We start from the raw sequence: 20368 nt of genomic DNA on the forward strand, positions 1-20368 counted from the left end.
GATCAGTCTGGCCTGCTGACCTTGCCACCGCCGACCATCGCGGCGACGCCGGTTGTTGCGGGGCCGGAGGTGGGCAGGCCGCGCGCGACGCGGACGGCGAGATAGGCGAAGGCCTGCGCTTCCAGCATATCGCCATCAAGGCCTGCCGCCTCGATCGGTTCCGCCTCAACCCGCAGGCGGGCGGTGAGTTCGGCCATGATGCGCGCGTTCCGCCGTCCGCCCCCAGTGACGAGAAGGCGGGTGACGGGCACGGGGAAATGTTCCGCCCCCCGCGCCACGGCGGCGGCGACGGCGGCGGCAAGGGTGGCGGCGGCGTCTTCGGTCGAAAGGTTGCCCATGTCCAAACTGCTGTGGAAATCGTTGCGATCCAGCGATTTGGGCGGCATCCGGTGGAAAAAGGGATGGGACAGAAAGGCCGCGATGCGCCCCTCGTCCACCGCGCCCCGCAGTCCCGTTGCGCCGTCGGGATCAAGCGGTTGGCCCGTGCGCGCCAGCATCAGGTCATTCAGCGGCGCATTGGCAGGCCCGGTGTCAAAGGCCAGAAGCGCGCCATAGCTTTCCGGGGCGGGCTGGCGCGGGTCGATCCAAGTGACATTGCCCACGCCACCAAGGTTCAGCATCGCCAAGGGCTGTGCCGCCGCCATCCAGCGCGCGCAGGCAAAGTGGAAAAACGGCGCAAGCGGCGCGCCCTGCCCGCCCATGGCCACATCCGCCGTGCGGAAATCCCAAACCACCGGCAGACCCAGCGCATGGGCCAGAAGGGACCCATCCCCCGCCTGATGCGTGCCGCGCCCTTTTGGATCATGCGCAAGGGTCTGGCCGTGAAAGCCCACCACCTCGGCCCCGGAGAAGCGCGACAGAAGATCGGCATGGGCGGTTTCCACCACTTCGGCGGCCTCGGCCACCCCATCTTCGCCCGGCCATCTGCCAAGGCCTGCGCGCAAGACCGCCTGTTCCGCCGCGCTATAGGGGCGGAAGGCAGAGGGGCCGAATTCAAGGATGCGTTCGCCATCGGTCATGACCATGGCCGCATCCACCCCGTCAAGCGAGGTGCCCGACATGGCCCCCAGCGCCCAAACCGCCCCGCCGGATCGCATCTTCCTTTCACCCCCCGCCGCCGCTATACCGCGCCCTGCCACTGTTAAAGCACGGGTGTCCCATGACCTACCATCCGAAATCCGAATTTCTGCGCGTGATGATGGAGCGCGGCTATCTGGCCGATTGCACCGATTATCAGGCGCTGGACGAGGCGTTTCTCAAGGGCGTGGTGCCGGGCTATATCGGGTTTGACGCGACGGCAAAGTCGCTGCATGTCGGATCGTTGATCCAGATCATGATGCTGCGCTGGTTGCAGAAATGCGGCGGCAAGCCCATCGTCTTGATGGGGGGCGGCACGACGAAGATCGGGGATCCGTCCTTCCGCGCCGACGAACGCCCCTTGCTGACGGATGCGCAGATCGAAGACAACATCGCCGGGATCAAGCGGGCCTTTTCGCCCTATGTCACCTTTGGCGATGGCAGCCATGATGCAATCATGGTGAACAATGCCGAATGGTTGGACAAGCTGAACTATATCGGCTTTCTGCGCGATATCGGGCGGCATTTTTCCGTCAATCGGATGCTGTCTTTCGAAAGCGTCAAGTCGCGGCTGGACCGGGAACAATCGCTGTCCTTCCTTGAATTCAACTACATGATCTTGCAGGCCTATGACTTTCTGGAACTGCATCGCCGCTATGGGTGTTTGTTGCAGATGGGCGGCAGCGATCAATGGGGCAATATCGTCAACGGTGTGGACCTCACGCGCCGCATCGTGAATGGCGAGGTGTTCGGCCTGACCTCTCCGCTTTTGACCACCAGCGATGGCAAGAAGATGGGCAAGTCGGCCTCGGGCGCGGTCTGGCTGAATGGCGATTTGCTGAGCGCTTATGAATTCTGGCAGTTCTGGCGGAATACGACCGATGCCGATGTGGGGCGGTTCCTGAAGCTTTATTCCGAATTGCCGGTGGAGGAATGTGATCGGCTTGGCGCGCTGGCGGGGTCCGAGATCAATGCCGCCAAGATCATCCTTGCCAATGAGGTGACGACCCTTCTGCACGGGGCCGAGGCTGCGGCGGCGGCCGAGGCCACGGCGCGCGAGGTGTTTGAAAAGGGCGGGATCGGCGACGACCTGCCCACCGTCGCGCTGTCCCCTGCGGAGGTGGCCGAGGGCGTGGGGATCGTGCAGCTCTTCGTGCGTGCGGGGCTGGCGGCATCGGGCAAGGATGCCAAACGGCTGATTTCCGAAGGCGGCGCAAAGCTGAATGACGAGATCGTCACCGATGCGGCCTTGCGCCTTGGGGCGGGGGATCTGGCAGAGCCGGTGAAACTGACCGCCGGGAAAAAGCGGCATGCCTTGGTGACGCTGGGCTGATCCAGCCACCGCTTTTTGCGGGCCTTGTCATCCTTTTGTGGCCGCCCCTTGCCAAGATGGGGCGGCCTTTGCTTTGCTGTGACCAACCGCGAAAGGACCCTTGCCATGACAGCGCCTCTTGCCGGGATCACCATCCTTGATCTGACCCATGTTCTGGCGGGCCCCTTCTGCGCGGGCATCCTTGGCGATCTGGGGGCGCAGGTGATCAAGGTGGAACGCCCCGGCATGGGCGATGACACACGGGAATTCCCGCCCTTTGTCGAAGGTCAGTCCGGCTATTTCGCGGCGCTGAATGCGGGCAAGCAATCCATCGCGCTGGACCTGAAGGCCGAGGGGGATCGGGCGATCTTTGACCGATTGCTGGCGCGGGCGGATGTGCTGTTGGAAAACTACCGCCCCGGTGTGATGGCGCGGCTGGGCTATGGCTGGGATGTGCTGCAGGCCCGCCACCCGCGCCTGATCTATGGCGCGGTGTCGGGCTTTGGCCAGACGGGGCCAGAGGCGGGCAAGCCCGCCTATGACATGGTGGTGCAGGCGCGCGGCGGCGTGATGTCGATCACGGGCGAGGAAGGCGGGCCGCCGGTGCGCGTGGGCGCTTCGATCGGCGATATCGTGGCGGGGATGTATCTGGCGCAGGGCGTGCTGGCGGCGCTTTACGACCGGGAACGCACGGGCAAGGGGCGGATGGTCGATGTGGCGATGCTGGATGCCCAGATCGCGATACAGGAGCATAGCCTTGCCATCACGGCGGCGACCGGGGTGCCACCGGGGCCGACGGGGGCGCGGCATCCGACGATCACGCCGTTTTCCACCTATCGCGCGGCGGATGGGTTCTTTGTCATTGCGGCGGGAAATGACGCGATATTTGCGCGGCTGTGCGAGGCCCTTGCGCTGCCGCTTAGCGGTGACCCGCGCTTTGTGACCAATGCCGCGCGATGCGAGAATGTGCATCTTCTGAAACGGCTGATCGAGGCGGTGACGCTGGGCGAAACTGTGGCGCATTGGATCGGTGTGCTGGAGGCGGCAGGGGTGCCGACGGGGCGCGTACAGGACATGGCGGCCGCCATGCGCGACCCGCAGGTCTTGGCGCGGAACATGGTGCTGCCCGTGGCGGCGCAGGGCAAAGGGCCTGTTTTCACGTCGGCAGGAAACCCGATCAAGATGACGGGTTTGCCGGAAAAGGCCGCCCGCGCGCCTGCGCCTGCACTGGATGGCGACCGTGCGGCGATCCTTGCTTGGCTGGCGGATGACGCGGGCAAACCCTGATCTGACGCTATCCGACATGGACCCCGCGTGCCCACGCCCTAGAACAGGGGGCGCGTAGAGGAGACAGCCCTTGCCAACCGCCCTTGCCGTGGACGAATCCACCCTGCCCGTGGAACGCTGGGATGACCCGGCGCGCGGAACCATCCGTTTTCGCACCCTGTTTTCCGCACCGGATACGGACAGCGATGAAATCACCTGCGGCGTGGCGATGATGGCTGCGGGCGAAACCTTCGCCCTGCATTCCCACCCACAGGCCGAGGTCTATTTCGGGCTAGAGGGTGAGGGAGAGGTGATGATTGATGGGACGCCCCATCGCCTTGCCCCCGGCATTGCGCTTTACATCCCCGGCGGGGCTGTGCATGGCGTACCGGTGGCCCAAGCGCCCTTGCGCTGGTTCTATTGCTTTGGCACCGACAGCTTTGCCGATGTTCGCTATAGTTTTCTTCACGAAACGGACCCTGTGACATGACCGAAGACGCGCTCGTCATTTTCACCCCTTCCGGCAAGCGGGGGCGGTTCCCCTTGGGCACGCCCGTCCTGACGGCGGCGCGGCAATTGGGGGTGGACCTCGATTCCGTCTGCGGCGGGCGTGGTATCTGTTCGAAATGCCAGATCACGCCCAGCTATGGCGATTTCCCCAAGCATGGGGTGACGGTGGCCGATGGCGCGCTGACCGAATGGAACGCGGTCGAGGAACGGTATAAGTCCAAGCGCGGGATGATCGACGGGCGTCGTCTTGGTTGTCAGGCCAAGGTGATGGGCGATGTGGTCATCGACGTGCCGCCCGAATCCCAAGTCCACAAGCAGGTCATCCGCAAGTCGGCCACCCAGCGCGACATCGTAATGGACCCGGCCACCCGCCTTTTGTACGTCGAGGTGGCCGAGCCCGACATGCACGAACCCACGGGTGATTTCGAACGCCTTGCCATCGCGCTGCGCGACCAGTGGCAGGTAGAGGATGTGGTGGCCGACCTGTCCCTGATGCGCCGCCTGCAACCGGTACTGCGCAAGGGGGAATGGAAGGTCACGGTCGCGCTGCACAAGGGCAACCATGACGCCACGCCCCGCATTCTTGACCTGTGGCCGGGCTTCCATGAGGGCGGGCTTTACGGACTGGCCATCGACCTTGGGTCCACCACCATCGCGGCGCATATCTGCGATCTGAAGGATGGGGCGGTTCTTGCCTCCTCTGGCCTCATGAACCCGCAGATCCGCTTTGGCGAAGATCTGATGAGCCGCGTCTCCTATGCCATGATGAATCCCGGCGGGGATGTGGAAATGACGCGGGCGGTGCGCGAGGCGATCAATGCCCTTGCCGCCTCTATCGCCGCCGAGGCGGGGGTCGAGGCGACGGCCATCTATGAGGTGGTCTTTGTCTGCAACCCGGTGATGCACCATCTGCTTTTGGGCATCGATCCTGTGGAACTGGGTCAGGCGCCCTTCGCGCTGGCGACCTCGGGCTCCCTGAGCCTTGATGCCCGCGATCTGGATCTGACGAACCTGAACCGTGCCGCGCGGGTCTATGTGCTGCCTTGCATCGCGGGCCATGTGGGGGCCGATGCCGCCGCCGTGGCGCTTTCGGAAGAACCGAACAAATCGAAGGACATGGTCCTGATCGTGGATGTCGGCACCAATGCCGAAATCCTGTTGGGCAACGAAACCCGCGTTCTGGCCTGTTCTTCGCCCACCGGGCCTGCCTTTGAAGGCGCACAGATTTCGAGCGGCCAGCGCGCCGCCCCCGGCGCGATTGAGCGGGTGGAGATTGACCCGGCAACAAAGGAACCCCGTTTCCGCGTGATCGGCTCGGACATCTGGTCCGACGACCCCGGCTTTGCCGAGGCGACGAAACAGACGGGGATCACGGGCATCTGTGGATCGGGGATCATCGAGGCGGTGGCCGAATTGCGCATGGCGGGCCTTCTGGACCCCGGCGGGTTGATCGGCGGGCCGGATCAGACCGGCACCCCCCGCTGCGTGCCCGAAGGACGCACCCATAGCTATCTCCTGCATGATGGCAGCGCCGAGGGCGGGCCGCGCATCATGGTGACACAAGGCGATATCCGGGCGATCCAGCTTGCGAAATCCGCGCTCTATGCGGGCGCGCGGCTTCTGATGGATGAGATGGGCGTCGACAAGGTCGACCGCGTCACACTGGCCGGGGCCTTTGGCGCGCATATCAGCGCCAAGCACGCGATGGTGCTGGGTATGATCCCCGATGTGCCGCTGGACAGGGTGACGAGCGCGGGCAATGCCGCCGGAACGGGCGCTCGCATCGCGCTGTGCAATGTGGCGGCGCGCGATCAGATCGAGGCGACGGTGCATCAAATCCACAAGGTGGAAACCGCCATCGAGCCGAAATTCCAAGAGCATTTCGTCAATGCGAATGCCATCCCACATGCGACCGACCCCTTCCCCGAACTGAACGCCGTGGTCACCCTGCCCGATGTCAGCTTCAACGCAGGCGGGGCCGGATCCGAAGGGCGCAGGCGGCGGCGCGGCTGATCGGGGGGTTTTCTTCCCCCCCATCCGGGCTATGATCGCGTCAGGCGCGACAGGATGACGATGACCGAAGACCCGGTAGCCGATCTTATTTCCCGGGTGGCCGCGCAGGACCGCGCGGCCTTCCGCCTGCTTTATTCGCAATGCGCGGCGAAACTCATGGGCGTTCTTTTGCGTATCCTCGGCAATCGGGCCGAAGCGGAAGAGGCGCTTCAAGAGGTTTTCACCCGCGTCTGGCTGCGTGCCGGGCGCTTTGACGCGACGAAGGGGCGCGGCATGACCTGGCTTATCGCCATCGCGCGCAATCACGCCATCGATCGTCTGCGGGCGCGGCCCACCGCGCTTTTGCGCGACGAGGCCGAAGATGCGGTGGACCGCCTCCGCGACAGCGCCCCAACGGCCGAAACGCGAATGATCGCGCAAGGCGAGGCGGGGCGCATCGCCGATTGCTTTGCCACGCTTGAGGCGGATCGCGCGGCGGCGGTGCGTGGCGCCTATCTGGAGGGCCTATCCTATCAGGATCTGGCCGATCGCTATGCGGTGCCTTTGAATACGATGCGCACATGGCTGCGCCGCAGCCTTTTGAAACTGAGGGAGTGTCTGGACGCATGACGACCGACGACCTGCCCCAGACGCCCGAAGACCGCGCCGACCTGCTGGCCGCTGAATATGTGCTGGGCGTGCTGCCCCTGTCCGAACGCCTGGCGGTCGAGGCACAGATGAAGACGGATTCTGTCTTTGCTCTGCGCGTGGCAGCGTGGGAGGCGCGGCTTGCCCCCTTGAACGACGACTTTGCCGAGGTGCCTGCCCCCGACCTGATGCCCAAGATCGAGGCGCGGCTCTTCCCCACGCCTGCGCGACCCGCGCGGCGGTCGCTGTTTGGCTGGCTTGTCAGCGGCGTTTTGGGCGCGACAACGGCGGTGGCGCTGATTCTGGTGGGGATGGCGCTGCTGGTGCCGCCTTCGGCGGGAACGCTGGTCGCCGTTCTGGGCGAGGCGGAGGCCAGTCTGCGCTTTGAAGCGCGTTTTGACGGCGCTGCGTTGACCGTGATCCGCGTTGCGGGCGTCGCGGCCCCCGAAGGGCAGGTGCAAGAGGTCTGGCTGATCGCGCCGGATGCCGCACCTGTGTCCTTGGGCCTCTTGCCGGGGGATCGGCTGGCGGTTCCCTATCCTGCGGCCCCTGTCGGTTGGACGCTGGCCGTTTCGCTGGAACCGGCGGGCGGATCACCCACTGGCGCGCCCACGGGGCCGGTTCTGGCAGCGGGTATCATCACGGACCTGTGATAAGGCTTTTCTTCGCGGCCTGAAACTCTGCCCTGCTTCCCGCGTAACTCCCGGCATGAAAGGCGATGGACGCCTTTGAAACGGGAGAGACAGCATGAAGCTCGGTTACGCCTTTTCGGCCCTGATCCTTGCGTCGGGCATGGCCTTCGCGGCCAGCGATGGCAGCGAAAACCCGATGGTGGGGGGTGCCCCAATGTTTGCGGATAAGAACATCGTCGAGAATGCGGTGAATTCGGCCGATCACACGACGCTGGTCGCCGCTGTGCAGGCGGCGGGGTTGGTGGATACGTTGCAAGGCGCAGGCCCCTTTACCGTATTCGCGCCGACCAATGCCGCCTTCGCCAAGCTGCCCGCGGGCACGGTGGAAACGCTTTTGAAGCCAGAGAATAAGGATCAACTGGTAAAGATCCTGACCTGCCATGTGGTCGCGGCCAATGCGATGGCGGCCGATATCGGCAAGATGATCGCCGATGATGGCGGTATGCATACGGTTTCCACCGTGGGCGGTTGCGATTTCACCGTGATGGCCGAAGGCGACGCGATCAAGATCAAGGATGGCATGGGCAATATCGCCACCGTCACCATCGCGGATGTGAAACAGTCGAACGGCGTGATCCACGTCATCGACACCGTGCTGCTGCCCGCCATGTAAGGCGCGGGTGGCGGGGCGCGGGCGGGGGCCGTCACTCCCCTATGCCCGCGCCATCCCTTCGTCCCGGCGCGCCCTGATATCCTGTCCCCAAGACCGGCCGCATGGACGGGCGAGAGGGTTCCGCAGGTGTCCCCCCGCGGAACCCTCTTGTCTTTTGCGCCCCTGCCCCGCTTTCATTGCGGCATGGAACGGCGGTTTCTCTTTCTCCTCTCCTCGGCCCGCAAGGGCGGCAATGCGCAGATTCTGGCGCAAGCGGCGGCCCAGCCGATCCCGGCGGATCGGCAGGTCTGGATCGACCTCTGCGACCCGCCCCTGCCCCCCTTTGCCGACCTCCGCCCCGGCTTTGCCTTCCCCGACGGCCCGGTGGCCCAGGTGATGCAGGCGATGCGTGCTGCGACCGATATCGTGATGGTTGCCCCGGTCTATTGGTACGCGCTGCCCGCCCCCGCCAAGCTGCTGCTCGACCATTGGTCGGGCTGGATCGACGCGCCCGAGACGGGCTTCACCGATTGGGCCCGTAGCAAGCGGGTCTGGCTGATCACCGCGCGCGGCGATCCCGACCCGACCGTCGCCGATCTGCCCGAGGCGATGCTGCGCCGCTCGGCCGAGTGGCTGGGCATGGTCTGGGGCGGCGCACTGCACGGCATCGGCGACGCGCCCGGCGACGTGCGGCAGGACACGGCTGCGATGGCGGCGGCAGATCGTTTCCTGATCGGCAACAATATCTGACAGCCGCAGGTTTCGCTTGCCAGCCAAGCCCGCAAGGACCTACGCTTTCGTATATCCGCACATCTGCGAGGGTTGCCATGCGCCTTGCCCCTGCCCTGTTCGCCGCTGCCGCGCTTGGTCTTGCCAGCCCGGCCTGCGCGGAAAAGACCATCATCGTTCTGGACGGGTCCGGTTCCATGTGGGGCCAGATCGACGGGCGCGCGAAACTTGAAATCGCGCGCGAGGCGCTGGGAGAGGTGCTGGCCGGTGTCGATCCGGCCACCGAACTGGGCTTCATGGCCTATGGGCATCGGGAAAAAGGGGCCTGTTCTGATATCGAACTGATCGTGCCGCCCGCCCCCGGCACCGCCGCACAGATCACCGAGGCCGCCTCTGGGATGAAGTTTCTGGGCAAGACCCCGCTTTCCGAAGCGGTGCGTCAGGCGGCCCAGGCGCTGCGCTCCACCGAAGAGGCGGCAACTGTCATCCTGATCACCGACGGAATCGAAACCTGCGACGCCGATCCCTGCGCGCTGGGAACGGAACTGGAAACGTCGGGCATCGATTTCACCGCCCATGTCGTGGGCTTCGGTCTGACCGAGGAAGAGGGCAAGACGGTGGCCTGTCTCGCGGAAAACACCGGCGGTCGCTACATCGAGGCGAAGGATGCCGCCAGCCTGTCCGAAGCGATCAAGACCACCGTCGCGGTGGCGGAACCGGAACCCGCGCCCGAACCCGCACCTGAACCGGCGGTTGAAAAGAACTTCGACCCGATCCTGCTGCTCGCCGAAGGGCAGGACGAAATCGAACAGGTGAAGGACGCCTATTTCGACCTGCGCCCCCTCGCGGCGGATGGCAGCACCGGAGAGGTTGCAGGCACCACCTATGGCACCTCGACCGATTTCTGGCCCCCCGGCCCCTATCGGGTCGAGGCGCGTCTGGGCAAAGCCACCGCCACGGCAGATGTCACCCTGACGGCGGATGCTCTGGCGCAACCGGTTATGGTGCTGAATGCGGGGATCGTGCGCTTGCAGCTTTTCATCAAGGAAGGCGAGCCCACGTCGGACGCCTATTTCGAATTCAAGACAGCGGCAGGCGAGTCGGTGGACTACGGCTATGGCGGCGGCACCTTCATCCTGCCTGCCGGCGACTACACGATCGGCGCCAAACTGGGGGCTGCGGAATTTTCCGAACCCCTGACCCTTGCAGCCGGGGAACAGGTCGCGCGCGACATCATCCTCGGCACGGGTCTGGCCGTGGTCGAGGCCTTCTATGCCGAAGGGGTGCAGGTCGAAGGCGGCGATCACTTCGTGCAGATCTTCCCGGCCAAGACGAATATCGACGGCAGCCGCAACGACATCGCCTATACCTATGGCGCAGGCGCGGATTTCGATCTGCCCCCCGGCGATTACATCGCCCGCGCGACGCTGGGCGAGGCCAGGGCCGAAAGCCCCTTCACCATCACTGCGGGCGAACGTAGCGACGTTGTGGTGATGCTGCAGGCCGGGGTGGCCGCAATCACCGCCCCCGGCGCGGATGGCATCACCTATGAAACGGCGAAAACCGACATCAACGGCAAGCGCAAGGAAATGGGATACACCTTCGGCGAAACCTACCAGACCACGCTGCCCGCAGGCGATTACATCGCAGTGGTACGCCGGGGTGAAGCCCGCTCCGAAACCCCCTTCACCGTCCGCGCCGGAGAAAGGACCGAAGTCACCAACACGCCCTGAGGCAGGCGCGGTTGCCGCTTGACGCGCTGCGGCGCATCGCTTACCTCAACGCGCAGATGCGGGTGTAGCTCAATGGTAGAGCCGCAGCTTCCCAAGCTGAAGACGAGGGTTCGATTCCCTTCACCCGCTCCATCCCCCGACCAGATCAGTTGTAGATGAAGCCCTTCACCGGGTTCACGCGGCCCAAAGTGCCGCCAGCATTCGCCACGCGCACCTGCGACCAGTCGCCCTTGGCGGAAACATCGATCACCAGCGTATCTTGCGTGATGCGGTTGCGCTCCCAATTCGCCTGATCGACCAGCACAGTGCGGTCGTCAATCACCTTAGAGACAACGGCCACATGGCCCTTGGGCATGGCGCGGCTTGCGGCGAAGGCCATGACTGCGCCCACGCGCGGCTCGGCCCCGCGGGGATAGCGGCCCTTGGCCTGGTCCCACCATGTCTTGGCATTGCCGCGAATCTCCACCCCCGTGACGGCACGGGCGAAGGGCACGCACCAGATGCGCCCACGTGGCGGATTGGCCAGCGCCACCTTTACCGCCGCCTTGAGCTCCGCCCGCGCGGCCCGGTCCGGCCCCGCCTTTTGCGCGGGTGCAAAAAGGGCAAGCAGCCCCTGCTGGGCGCGTTCGGCCTGTGCCGGGGCGGCAAGGGGCGCAAGAAGAGCAAGCGACAGAAGGATCGGGCGAAGAAAGGTCTGCATCGGGAACCGTGAGGTTGTTGAACTGTCGCGCCCCGTGCCATGCGCTTGCCCGGCTGCCAACCCATACGGGCGGTGCTGCGGCGGGTTTCCGCCGCAGTGCAGCATGATCTTGGGCAAGCCGCCGCCGCTTTTCTTTCCCGCAGGGCTGCGCTAACCAGCGGCGCAGATCAGGGAAAGGATTTCACCATGTCGGATATCAAACGCATCGGCACCGGCCCCCGCATGTCGGAGGCGGTCTGCTACAATGGAATCGTCTGGCTGGCGGGTCAGGTCGGCAATCCCGGCGACAGCGTGGCGGATCAGACCCGCACCTGTCTGGCCGAGGTGGACCGCATCCTCGCCGAGGCAGGCACCGACAAGACCCGCATCCTGTCGGCGCAGATCTGGCTGGCCGATATCGGCACCTTTGCCGAGATGAACGCCGTCTGGGATGCCTGGGTCCCGCAGGGCCACACGCCCGCACGGGCGACGGGCGAGGCGAAACTCGCCGCGCCGGAATATAAGGTCGAGGTGATCGTCACCGCGGCGCTGAAGTAACCAAAAATCTTCGAAGATTTTTGCACCCCGGCGCGATGCGCCGGGGTTTTTTTATCCCCGGAACCACGCCGCCAAGGCCGCCGTCGATCCGTCCTTGCCCTCTGTTCCCTGCCGCCCCTCCAGCACGGGTTGCAGCGCCAGCGCCAGTTCCTTGCCCAGTTCCACGCCCCATTGATCGTAAGAGTTGATCCCAAGGATCACCCCTTCGACAAAGACCCGGTGTTCATAAAGCGCGATGATCTGGCCCAGCACGAACGGCGTCAGCTTGTCATAGGCCAGCGTTACCGACGGACGGTTGCCGGGGAACACCCGGTGGCGGGCCTGACGGTCAAGCTCGGCCCCCGACAGGCCTTTCTTGGCCATGATGGCGCGGGCCTCGTCCAGGCTGCGGCCCCGCAGCAGCGCCTCGGATTGCGCCAGGCAGTTTGATACGAGAAGGACATGCTGATGCGCGAGATGCGCCTCATGCCCCTGCCGTGCGATCAGAAATTCGCAAGGGATCACCCGCGTGCCCTGATGGATCAGCTGATAAAAGGCGTGCTGGCCATTGGTCCCGGGTTCGCCCCAGACGACGGGGCCGGAATGGAAGGGCAGGTCTGACCCATCCATTGCGACGCGCTTGCCATTGCTCTCCATCTCCAATTGCTGAAGATAGGCAGGAAGGCGGCTAAGGCGCTGGTCATAGGGCAGCACGGCGCGGGTGGCGTGTCCGCAGAACTGGTTGTGCCAGAGGCCCACGAGCGCCAGCAGCACGGGCAGATTGGCATCGAAGGGCGCGGTCTGGAAATGCGTATCCATCGCATGGCCGCCCGCAAGGAACGCGCGGAAATCGTCGGGCCCGACGGCGATCATCAGGGCAAGGCCGATCGGCCCCCACATGGAATAGCGCCCGCCCACCCAATCTTCGAAACCAAAGACGCGGGACGGATCAATCCCAAAGGCCGCCGTCTTGTCGGCGGCGGTCGAGACGGCGGCGAATTGCGCGGCCGGGTTGGCAACCGCTGTCCCCATCCAGTCGCGCGCCGTCTGGGCGTTGGTCATCGTCTCAATCGTGGTGAAGGTCTTGGAGGCGACGATCACCAGCGTCGTTTCCGGGTTCAACCCTTTCAGCGTGTCGGCGATATGCGCGCCATCCACATTCGACACGTAATGGCAGCGCGGCCCGTCGTGATAAGGGGCAAGCGCAAGCGTGGCCATGGCAGGCCCAAGGTCCGACCCGCCGATCCCGATATTGACCACATCGGTGATGCGGCCCCCCTGCCCCGTGAACCGCCCTTCGCGCACGTCACGGGCAAAACCCTCCATCCGCTGCAGGGTTTCGACGATGGCGGGGATCACGTCCTTGCCATCCACCTTCACCGACCCGGCCAGATCGCGCAGCGCGGTGTGCAAGACGGCCCGGCCTTCCGTTTCATTGATCTTTGCGCCCGAGAACATCGCCGCGCGCTTGTCGGCCACCCCCGCCCCTTCGGCCAGCGCCACCAGCAAGCGCCGCCCTTCGGCGTCGATATTGGTCTTGGACCAGTCAAGGCGCATTCCGTCGGCCTCGGCCGTGAAGGCATCGGCGCGGGAAGGATCGTCGAACAGATCAAGGATGCGACGGTCCTTGACCGCCTCATGATGCGCCGTCAGCGCGGCCCAAGCGTCACGCATGTCTTACTCCGCCCAATGCACGGTTGCGTTGTCAAGGAGGGCGCGCACCGGCGCCTCTTCCGGGGGCAGGGTCAGCGCGCGTTCCAGCGCCGCACGCTTTTCCGCCCCGGTGATCAGGATATGGATGTTCATCGCGCCCTTCAGCACGGGCGCGGTCAAGGTGATGCGGGGCTCCCCCGCCGCCTCAGCCCGCATCGGCATCAGGAGGGGCGCATCGGGGGCCAGCGCCTCGGCCAGTTTATCCGCACCGGGGAAGAGGCTGGCCGTATGCATATCCGCCCCCATCCCCAAGAGCAGGACCGAAATCGGCAAATGCGGGCGCAGGCATTCCTCCAACTCGGCCAGCCGCTCTTCGGGCGTCTCGGCGGGCGCATAAAGCGGCACGAGGGCCGCCCCCGCCGCCTTGCCGCGCAACAGCCTTTCGCGCAGAAGGCGCGTGTTCGACCGGGGGCTATCCTCGCCCACCCAGCGTTCGTCGTTCAAAAAGACCGCCACCCGCGACCAATCCAGATCGACGCCTGACAGCGTGTCAAAGATCGGCCCCGGCGTCGTGCCCCCCGGCACTGAGAGCGAGGCCCGCCCTTCCCGCCGCAGGAAATCCGCCAATTGGCCGGCAATCACATTCGCCAGCCCCAGCATCAGAAATTCCCGGTCGGGATAGGTTTCGAACTTCATCCCTTGATCTCCCGCCAGCGGCGACCATCACGATGCATCAGCATCAGCGCATCCTCCGGCCCGCTTGACCCCGGATCGTATCCTTGCGGGCGATCCCCCCGCGCCTCCCACCCCGCGATGATGGGGTCGGCCCAGGCCCAGGCGGCCTCGACCTCATCCCCGCGCATGAAGAGTGTCTGGTTGCCCCGGATCACATCCATGATCAGCCGTTCATAAGCATCGGGGATATCCTCGGCATCCGCGCCAAGCGCATCGGCGAAAGACATGTCCAGCGGCACCTGCATCAGGCGCATCCCCCCCGGACCGGGTTCCTTGATCATCATCATCAGGTTCATGCCTTCATTCGGCTGCAACCGGATCACAAGGACATTTTCGCGCCAGCCCTTTGCATCGTCAAAGATGGAATGCGGCGGTTCCTTGAAGGTGATCGCAATCTCAGAGGCCCGCGCGCGCAGCCGTTTGCCAGTGCGCAAATAGAAGGGGGTGCCCTTCCAGCGCCAGTTGGAGATATGGCATTTCAGCGCGATATAGCTTTCCGTCCGGCTTTGCGGATTTTCCGAATGTTCCACATAGCCGCCCTGCCCGCCCCCCGGCAGATACTGCCCGCGCACGATATCTTCGGGCAAAGGCGCGTCCAGCGCACGGATGACCTTAAGCTTTTCATCCCGCACGGCATCGGGGTCAAAGTGATAGGGCGGTTCCATCGCGATCAGGCAGAGAAGCTGCATCAGATGGTTCTGCACCATGTCCCGCATGGCACCCGATTTATCGTAATAAGCCCCGCGCCCTTCGACCCCCACGGTTTCGGCCACCGTGATCTGGACATGGTCGATATATTCGGCCTTCCACAGCGGCTCGAACAGGATATTGGCAAACCGCACCGCCATCAGGTTCTGGACGGTTTCCTTGCCCAGATAATGGTCGATCCGGTAAATCTGATGTTCGTCGAAATGCGCGGCCAGCACGGCATTCAGCGCGCGCGCCGAAGCAAGGTCGCGCCCGAAGGGTTTTTCCACCACGATCCGGGCCTGCGCATCCGCGATGCCATGGGCGTGCAGCCGTTCGGCCAGATCACCAAAGAGCGCGGGCGCGACCGAGAAATAGAAGGCCCGCACCACGCCGGGCCGCATCCGGGCCGCCAACTGATCCCAGCCCCCCGTGCCCTTGGCATCGATCGAGACAAAGCCCACGCGTTCCAGAAAGGCCGCGATCATCTTGTCGTCGCGGCGATCGCCGGGCACGAATTCCGCAATCGCCTCGGCCACCATCTGGCGGAAGGCCTCATCCGTCAGATCGCCGCGCGCCGCCCCGATGATGCGGCTTTCGACGGGCATCTGCCCGGCCAGGAAACGGCGGTAAAGCCCCGGCAGGATCTTGCGCCGGGCCAGATCGCCTGTGCCACCAAAGATCACAAGGTCGAACGGCTCGACCGGAATGACGCGCGAAACCATATCTGTCCCTCGTTTACTGTCCCGGGTCGCGCTTTTTTCCAGCCACCGCTGTTAGCGCTAACGCTGCCGCTTCTATCCCCAGAGACCGCGCGAGTCTAGCACCGAGGCGCGGTTGGGCAACCATCTGGCGTGGCAATGCCCGGAAAACGCGCAAAGGCCCGCGCGCGGCCGATGATGCGGTGCCTTAGTCTTCCAGTTCCGCATCCCAATACAGGAAATCCATCCAGCTTTCATGCAGATGGTTGGGCGGGAATTTGCGGCCATGCGTCTGCATCTCTTCCGCCGTGGGCTGGCGCGGCGGGCGCATCAGATGCATCCCCACCTGTTTCAGGGTTTTCGACCCTTTGCGCAGGTTGCAGGGCGAACAGGCGGCGACCACATTTTCCCATGAGGTAATGCCGCCGCGCGACCGGGGCAGGACATGATCAAAGGTCAGATCGCCCTTCGCGCCGCAATATTGGCAGGAAAATTCGTCCCTTAGAAAAAGATTGAAGCGCGTGAATGCCACGCGCTTCTGGGGTTTGACATATTCTTTCAGGACCACGACCGAAGGTATGCGGAACTCTTGCCTCTGACTGCGGACGGTGTGGTCATATTCCGCCACGATCTGCACCCGGTCCAGCACGGCGGCCTTGATCGCCTCTTGCCACGGCCAAAGGCTGAGGGGGTAATAACTCAGCGGCCGATAATCGGCATTCAGCACCAAAGCAGGGTAATGCTTCAACGCTGCCGGATCGCGTACAAACTGTGTCCTGAAATCGCCGTCCATGCTTTCCGAGACTCCGCCTTCGTCCTGCGGCCCATCCGACCCAGGGCGGGGAGCCCCGCCCCGACAGGCCCACTATATCTGGCGTTTCCTGACTGGCAAGCCCAAGAGGCTGTGGTGTCCCGTCACATCCGCCTGAGGATCGGGATACAGGCCTTAGGTGACGGGGAAGTGACGTTTCCGCCTGTTTTACGGGCAGAACCCGCGCCCCCCCGTCCCGGGCCCGACCCGGGACCTCCCCCAACGCCCGTCAAGGGCCCCGGATCACGCCCAAAGCGGGGTTGCGCAATGACAAAGGGGCGGCCCGTGGCAGGACCGCCCCCTTTTCTTCTTGCTCTGCCGCTTAATGCGCGGCGGCGACCGCGCGCTTGGTCAGCACTTTCACAAGGTTCGCCCGATAGGCGGGCGTGCCGTGCAGGTCGCCGATCATGTCATCCGAGGACACGGTCAGCCCCTCCACTGCCGAAGCCGCGAAGTTGGCCGAAAGCGCCTTTTCGGCATCAGACCAACGGAAGACGCCGTTGTTTGACGCCCCCGTCACGGCCACGCGCACCCCATCCGCGAATTTCGCCACAAAGACCCCGGTCAGGGCAAAGCGGCTGGCAGGCTGGTTGAACTTCACATAGGCGGCTTTCTGCGGCACCGGGAAGGTGACACCGGTCACGATCTCGCCTTCCTCCAGCGCCGTGGTGAACATGCCTTGGAAGTAGTCATCAGCGGCGATCTTGCGGCGGTTCGTCACCACCGTTGCGCCCGATCCCAGCACTCCTGCCGGATAGCAGGCCGCCGGGTCGTTATTGGCGATGGACCCGCCGATGGTGCCACGATTGCGGACCGCCGGATCGCCAATCCCCCCCGCCAGCGCGGCCAGCGCCGGATAATGGGCGGCGGCCTCCTTGGCGACGGTCGCATGGGTGGTGGCCGCCCCGATCGACAGGCCATCAGACCCCATGCAGACGCCCTGCATCTCGGCAATCCCGGTGAGGGACACGAGAACAGAGGGCGCTGCCAGCCGCTGCTTCAGCGTGGGGGTCAGGGTCTGCCCACCGGAAAGGGCCTGCGCCCCATCCGACGACAGCGCCTTGACCGCTTCGGCAATGCTGGAAGGTTTCACGAAATCAAAGTTATGCATGGTCCAACCCCCCTCAGCCGTTGATCGCCGCCCAGACTCGCGACGGCGAGACGGGCATGTCGATATGTTTCACATGCGTATGGCCGCCGCGATGAAGCGCGTCGATCACCGCATTGACCACCGCCGGGGGCGACCCGATGGCCCCGGCCTCGCCGCAGCCCTTCACCCCGAGGGGGTTATGGGTGCAGGGCGTGACGCAGGAATGGTCCACCGTATAGAAGGGCACGTCATCGGCGCGCGGCATGGCGTAATCCATATAGGACGCCGTCAAGAGCTGGCCGTTTTCGTCATAGGACGTGTTTTCCAAGAGGGCCTGACCGATCCCCTGCCCCACGCCGCCATGCACCTGCCCCTCGACGATCATCGGGTTCATCACATGGCCAAAGTCATCGGCGCAGGTGAAGGACGCGATATCAACCTTGCCGGTTTCGGGGTCCACCTCCACCTCGCAAAGATAGGCACCTGCGGGATAGGTGAAGTTTGCCGGATCGTAGAAGGCCGTTTCTTCCAGCCCCGGTTCCAGCGTTTCCAGCGGGTAGTTGTGCGGGACGTAAGCCGAGAAGGCAATCTCGCCGAAGCTTTTCGCCTTGTCGGTGCCTGCGACACTGAACTTGCCATCGGCAAAGACAATGTCGTTCTCGGACGCTTCCAGCATATGGGCCGCAATCTTCTTGCCCTTGGCGATGATCTTGTCCACCGCCTTGGTCATCGCCGCGCCGCAGACCGCCAGAGAGCGGGACCCGTATGACCCCATGCCGAAGGGAATCTTCGACGTGTCGCCATGCACGATCTCGATCGAGCTTTCCGGGATGCCCAGCTTTTCGGCCACGATCTGGGCAAAGACCGTCTCATGGCCCTGCCCGTGGCTATGCGCCCCGGTCATCACGCTGATATTGCCGGTGGCGTTCACCCGCACGGTTGCGGCGTCATAAAGGCCGACGCGCGACCCAAGCACGCCCACAAGGTTCGACGGCGCGATGCCGCAAGCCTCGATCCAGGTCGAAAGGCCCATGCCGCGCAGCTTGCCCTTTGCCTTGGACGCCGCTGCCCGCTTGTCGAAGCCGGCTACGTCTGCCAGTTCGATCAGCTTGTCCAACGTCGCCTGATAGTTGCCCGTGTCATAGACCAGCCCGACCGGGGTGGTGTAGGGGAACTGATCCGGCTGGATCAGGTTCTTGCGGCGCACCTCGAACGGATCAAGGTTCAGCTCGCGGCACATCTTATCGACGATACGTTCGATCGAGAACGTGGCCTCGGGCCGACCCGCGCCGCGATAGGCATCGACGGGGGCGGTATTGGTGAAGACCGTTTTCACGTTCACATAGACATGCGGCACCTTATAGGGGCCCGCCATCAGCGTGCCATGCAGGAAGGTCGGCGTCGCGGTGGAGAAGTTCGAAAGGTAAGCCCCCACATTGGCCAGCGTTTCCGTGCGGATCGCAAGAATCTCACCATCCTTGGTCGATGCCATCTCGATCTTCGTCACATGGTCGCGGCCATGCGCATCGGTGAGGAAGCTTTCCGTCCGCTCTGCCGTCCAGCGCACCGGACGGCCCAGCTTGCGTGCCGCCGCCAGAACCAGCGCCTCTTCGCCATAGTGATAGATCTTCGACCCGAAGCCGCCGCCCACATCAGGGGCCACGACCGTCAGCTTGTTTTCCGGGATGCCCAGAACGAAGGCCGCCACCAGAAGCCGCGTCAGGTGCGGGTTCTGCGAGGTGGTGGTCAGCTTGTAGTCGCCCGTGCCGGGGAAATATTCCCCGATGCTGGCGCGCGGTTCCATCGCGTTCGGCACCAGACGGTTGTTCACCAGTTCCAGCGTGGTGATGTGGGGCGCGTTCTTGAACGCCTCATCCACCGCCGCGCGGTTATCCTCGATCCAGCCCCAGTCGAAGCAGAGGTTGTCGGGGATCTCGTCATGCACGCGGTTCGACGCATCGGCCACGGCCTTCTTCATGTCGACGATGGCGGGCAGTTCCTCGATCTCGCTATCATCGGCCAGTTGCTGGGCCGCGTCCTTGGCCTGATTGTAGGTTTCCGCGATCACGGCGGCATAGGCGTCGCCCACATGGCGGACTTTGCCATGGGCCAGCACCGGGCGCTTGGGTTCGCGCATCGGCGTGCCATCGCGGCTGTTGATCAGCCAGCCCGCCGGGTTGCCGCCCACATCCTTGAAATCCTCGCCCGTGAAGATGGCCAGCACGCCGGGCATCGCGGCGGCATTGGCCGTGTTGATCGACTTGATCCGCCCATGCGCGACGTTCGACCGTACGAAGACCGCATAGGTCTGCGCGGCAATCGCCATGTCATCGGTATAGACCCCGCGCCCCGACAGAAAGCGCACGTCCTCGCGCCGCTTGCTGCTGGCGCCGATCCCTGTGTCCTTCGGCATCCCAATTCCTCCCTGAAATCGTGCTTATTCGGCGGCCTGCGCAGCTGCATCCTGCCCGGATGCGGCCAGCACCGCCTTGACGATGTTATGATAGCCCGTGCAGCGGCAGATATTCCCCTCAAGGTAATGCCGGATCTCGGCCTCGGACGGCTTGGGGTTGTCGGCCAGAAGCGCGGCGGAAGACATCACCATGCCGGGCGTGCAGAAGCCGCATTGCAGGCCGTGATGGTCTTGGAACGCCTGCTGGATCACCGATAGCGACCCATCGGGATTGTTCATCCCCTCGATCGTCTTGACGCTTGCGCCCGCCACATCGGCGGCAAAGGTGGTGCAGGATTTCACCGCCTTGCCATCCACATGCACCACGCAGGCGCCACATTGGCTGGTGTCGCAGCCGACATGCGTGCCGGTCAGCCCCAACCCCTCGCGCAGGAAGGTGGACAGAAGCGTGCGCCCCTCCACCTCGCCCGAGACGGTCTTGCCGTTCACCGTCATCGTGACTTTCGTCATG

The 20368-nt window shown here is 64.5% G+C and carries 19 protein-coding genes and 1 tRNA gene; 11 read left to right on the forward strand and 9 right to left on the reverse strand.

The features are described 5' to 3' along the window. Positions 1-2: 2 nt before the first annotated feature. Positions 3-1097 (reverse strand): anhydro-N-acetylmuramic acid kinase, encoded by a 1095-nt coding sequence (locus QF092_RS04985; protein ID WP_281468201.1) that lies wholly within the window; start codon positions 1095-1097, stop codon positions 3-5. Positions 1098-1159: 62 nt separating this feature from the next. On the opposite strand from QF092_RS04985, the gene tyrS reads away from it, so the two are divergent. The 10 genes from tyrS (at position 1160) to QF092_RS05035 (ending at position 10683) form a co-directional block, all read left to right on the forward strand. Beyond that, entirely contained in the window at positions 1160-2410 is a 1251-nt protein-coding gene (tyrS, locus tag QF092_RS04990; RefSeq protein WP_281468203.1) for a tyrosine--tRNA ligase, read from the forward strand. A gap of 105 nt (positions 2411-2515) precedes the next feature. Further along, entirely contained in the window at positions 2516-3676 is a 1161-nt protein-coding gene (locus QF092_RS04995; RefSeq protein WP_281468205.1) for a CaiB/BaiF CoA transferase family protein, read from the forward strand. 70 nt (positions 3677-3746) lie between these two features. Continuing rightward, complete coding sequence (locus QF092_RS05000; RefSeq protein WP_281468207.1) at positions 3747-4145, forward strand: cupin domain-containing protein; 399 nt, start codon at positions 3747-3749, stop codon at positions 4143-4145. Next, entirely contained in the window at positions 4142-6178 is a 2037-nt protein-coding gene (locus tag QF092_RS05005) for an ASKHA domain-containing protein (protein ID WP_281468209.1), read from the forward strand. The genes QF092_RS05000 and QF092_RS05005 overlap by 4 nt, the downstream gene beginning before the upstream one ends. A 54-nt stretch (positions 6179-6232) precedes the next feature. Further along, positions 6233-6787, forward strand: a complete 555-nt coding sequence (locus tag QF092_RS05010; RefSeq protein WP_281468211.1) for a sigma-70 family RNA polymerase sigma factor — start codon at positions 6233-6235, stop codon at positions 6785-6787. Beyond that, positions 6784-7458 (forward strand): anti-sigma factor, encoded by a 675-nt coding sequence (locus QF092_RS05015; protein ID WP_281468213.1) that lies wholly within the window; start codon positions 6784-6786, stop codon positions 7456-7458. The genes QF092_RS05010 and QF092_RS05015 overlap by 4 nt, the downstream gene beginning before the upstream one ends. 94 nt (positions 7459-7552) lie before the next feature. Next, positions 7553-8110 (forward strand): fasciclin domain-containing protein, encoded by a 558-nt coding sequence (locus tag QF092_RS05020; RefSeq protein ID WP_420026498.1) that lies wholly within the window; start codon positions 7553-7555, stop codon positions 8108-8110. Between the two features lie 183 nt (positions 8111-8293). Beyond that, positions 8294-8839: an NAD(P)H-dependent oxidoreductase gene (locus tag QF092_RS05025; protein WP_281468214.1), complete on the forward strand. Its 546-nt coding sequence runs from the start codon at positions 8294-8296 to the stop codon at positions 8837-8839. A 77-nt stretch (positions 8840-8916) separates the two neighbouring features. Beyond that, positions 8917-10551: a vWA domain-containing protein gene (locus QF092_RS05030; RefSeq protein ID WP_281468217.1), complete on the forward strand. Its 1635-nt coding sequence runs from the start codon at positions 8917-8919 to the stop codon at positions 10549-10551. 58 nt (positions 10552-10609) lie between these two features. After that, positions 10610-10683: transfer RNA gene (locus tag QF092_RS05035), tRNA-Gly, on the forward strand. A 13-nt stretch (positions 10684-10696) separates the two neighbouring features. On the opposite strand, the gene QF092_RS05040 is transcribed toward QF092_RS05035, so the two are convergent. Beyond that, complete coding sequence (locus QF092_RS05040) at positions 10697-11251, reverse strand: CHAP domain-containing protein (protein WP_281468218.1); 555 nt, start codon at positions 11249-11251, stop codon at positions 10697-10699. A 186-nt stretch (positions 11252-11437) separates the two neighbouring features. Between QF092_RS05040 and QF092_RS05045 the strand changes: the two genes are divergently transcribed. Beyond that, positions 11438-11788: a RidA family protein gene (locus QF092_RS05045; RefSeq protein WP_281468220.1), complete on the forward strand. Its 351-nt coding sequence runs from the start codon at positions 11438-11440 to the stop codon at positions 11786-11788. Positions 11789-11839: 51 nt separating this feature from the next. Here QF092_RS05045 and pgi read toward each other — a convergent pair whose 3' ends face one another. The 7 genes from pgi to QF092_RS05080 form a co-directional block, all read right to left on the reverse strand. Further along, complete coding sequence (gene pgi, locus QF092_RS05050; RefSeq protein ID WP_281468222.1) at positions 11840-13441, reverse strand: glucose-6-phosphate isomerase; 1602 nt, start codon at positions 13439-13441, stop codon at positions 11840-11842. Between the two features lie 3 nt (positions 13442-13444). Then, complete coding sequence (gene pgl, locus QF092_RS05055; protein ID WP_281468224.1) at positions 13445-14116, reverse strand: 6-phosphogluconolactonase; 672 nt, start codon at positions 14114-14116, stop codon at positions 13445-13447. Next, complete coding sequence (gene zwf / locus QF092_RS05060) at positions 14113-15567, reverse strand: glucose-6-phosphate dehydrogenase (protein WP_281468226.1); 1455 nt, start codon at positions 15565-15567, stop codon at positions 14113-14115. The genes pgl and zwf overlap by 4 nt, the downstream gene beginning before the upstream one ends. A gap of 184 nt (positions 15568-15751) precedes the next feature. Beyond that, positions 15752-16336: an HNH endonuclease gene (locus QF092_RS05065; protein WP_281468228.1), complete on the reverse strand. Its 585-nt coding sequence runs from the start codon at positions 16334-16336 to the stop codon at positions 15752-15754. A gap of 340 nt (positions 16337-16676) precedes the next feature. Continuing rightward, a complete protein-coding gene (locus QF092_RS05070; RefSeq protein WP_281468230.1) occupies positions 16677-17465 on the reverse strand; it encodes an FAD binding domain-containing protein in 789 nt (262 codons plus the stop codon). Positions 17466-17478: 13 nt separating this feature from the next. Further along, positions 17479-19857, reverse strand: coding sequence for a xanthine dehydrogenase family protein molybdopterin-binding subunit (locus QF092_RS05075; RefSeq protein WP_281468232.1), 2379 nt, complete (start codon positions 19855-19857; stop codon positions 17479-17481). A gap of 24 nt (positions 19858-19881) precedes the next feature. Next, positions 19882-20367 carry a (2Fe-2S)-binding protein gene (locus tag QF092_RS05080; protein ID WP_281468234.1) on the reverse strand — a complete coding sequence of 162 codons (486 nt, stop codon included), beginning with the start codon at positions 20365-20367 and terminating at the stop codon, positions 19882-19884. Position 20368 lies beyond the last annotated feature (1 nt).

Source organism: Fuscovulum ytuae, assembly GCF_029953595.1.
In the GTDB taxonomy this organism is placed as follows: Bacteria; Pseudomonadota; Alphaproteobacteria; order Rhodobacterales; family Rhodobacteraceae; genus Paragemmobacter; species Paragemmobacter ytuae.

Bases quoted from the DNA above. Each gene is read 5' to 3' on its own strand.
- QF092_RS04985 (WP_281468201.1), bottom strand. From the start codon at position 1,097: ATGCGATCCGGCGGGGCGGTTTGGGCGCTGGGGGCCATGTCGGGCACC.
- tyrS (WP_281468203.1), top strand. From the start codon at position 1,160: ATGACCTACCATCCGAAATCCGAATTTCTGCGCGTGATGATGGAGCGC.
- QF092_RS04995 (WP_281468205.1), top strand. From the start codon at position 2,516: ATGACAGCGCCTCTTGCCGGGATCACCATCCTTGATCTGACCCATGTT.
- QF092_RS05005 (WP_281468209.1), top strand. From the start codon at position 4,142: ATGACCGAAGACGCGCTCGTCATTTTCACCCCTTCCGGCAAGCGGGGG.
- QF092_RS05010 (WP_281468211.1), top strand. From the start codon at position 6,233: ATGACGATGACCGAAGACCCGGTAGCCGATCTTATTTCCCGGGTGGCC.
- QF092_RS05015 (WP_281468213.1), top strand. From the start codon at position 6,784: ATGACGACCGACGACCTGCCCCAGACGCCCGAAGACCGCGCCGACCTG.
- QF092_RS05020 (WP_420026498.1), top strand. From the start codon at position 7,553: ATGAAGCTCGGTTACGCCTTTTCGGCCCTGATCCTTGCGTCGGGCATG.
- QF092_RS05025 (WP_281468214.1), top strand. From the start codon at position 8,294: ATGGAACGGCGGTTTCTCTTTCTCCTCTCCTCGGCCCGCAAGGGCGGC.
- QF092_RS05030 (WP_281468217.1), top strand. From the start codon at position 8,917: ATGCGCCTTGCCCCTGCCCTGTTCGCCGCTGCCGCGCTTGGTCTTGCC.
- QF092_RS05040 (WP_281468218.1), bottom strand. From the start codon at position 11,251: ATGCAGACCTTTCTTCGCCCGATCCTTCTGTCGCTTGCTCTTCTTGCG.
- QF092_RS05045 (WP_281468220.1), top strand. From the start codon at position 11,438: ATGTCGGATATCAAACGCATCGGCACCGGCCCCCGCATGTCGGAGGCG.
- pgi (WP_281468222.1), bottom strand. From the start codon at position 13,441: ATGCGTGACGCTTGGGCCGCGCTGACGGCGCATCATGAGGCGGTCAAG.
- pgl (WP_281468224.1), bottom strand. From the start codon at position 14,116: ATGAAGTTCGAAACCTATCCCGACCGGGAATTTCTGATGCTGGGGCTG.
- zwf (WP_281468226.1), bottom strand. From the start codon at position 15,567: ATGGTTTCGCGCGTCATTCCGGTCGAGCCGTTCGACCTTGTGATCTTT.
- QF092_RS05065 (WP_281468228.1), bottom strand. From the start codon at position 16,336: ATGGACGGCGATTTCAGGACACAGTTTGTACGCGATCCGGCAGCGTTG.
- QF092_RS05070 (WP_281468230.1), bottom strand. From the start codon at position 17,465: ATGCATAACTTTGATTTCGTGAAACCTTCCAGCATTGCCGAAGCGGTC.
- QF092_RS05075 (WP_281468232.1), bottom strand. From the start codon at position 19,857: ATGCCGAAGGACACAGGGATCGGCGCCAGCAGCAAGCGGCGCGAGGAC.
- QF092_RS05080 (WP_281468234.1), bottom strand. From the start codon at position 20,367: ATGACGAAAGTCACGATGACGGTGAACGGCAAGACCGTCTCGGGCGAG.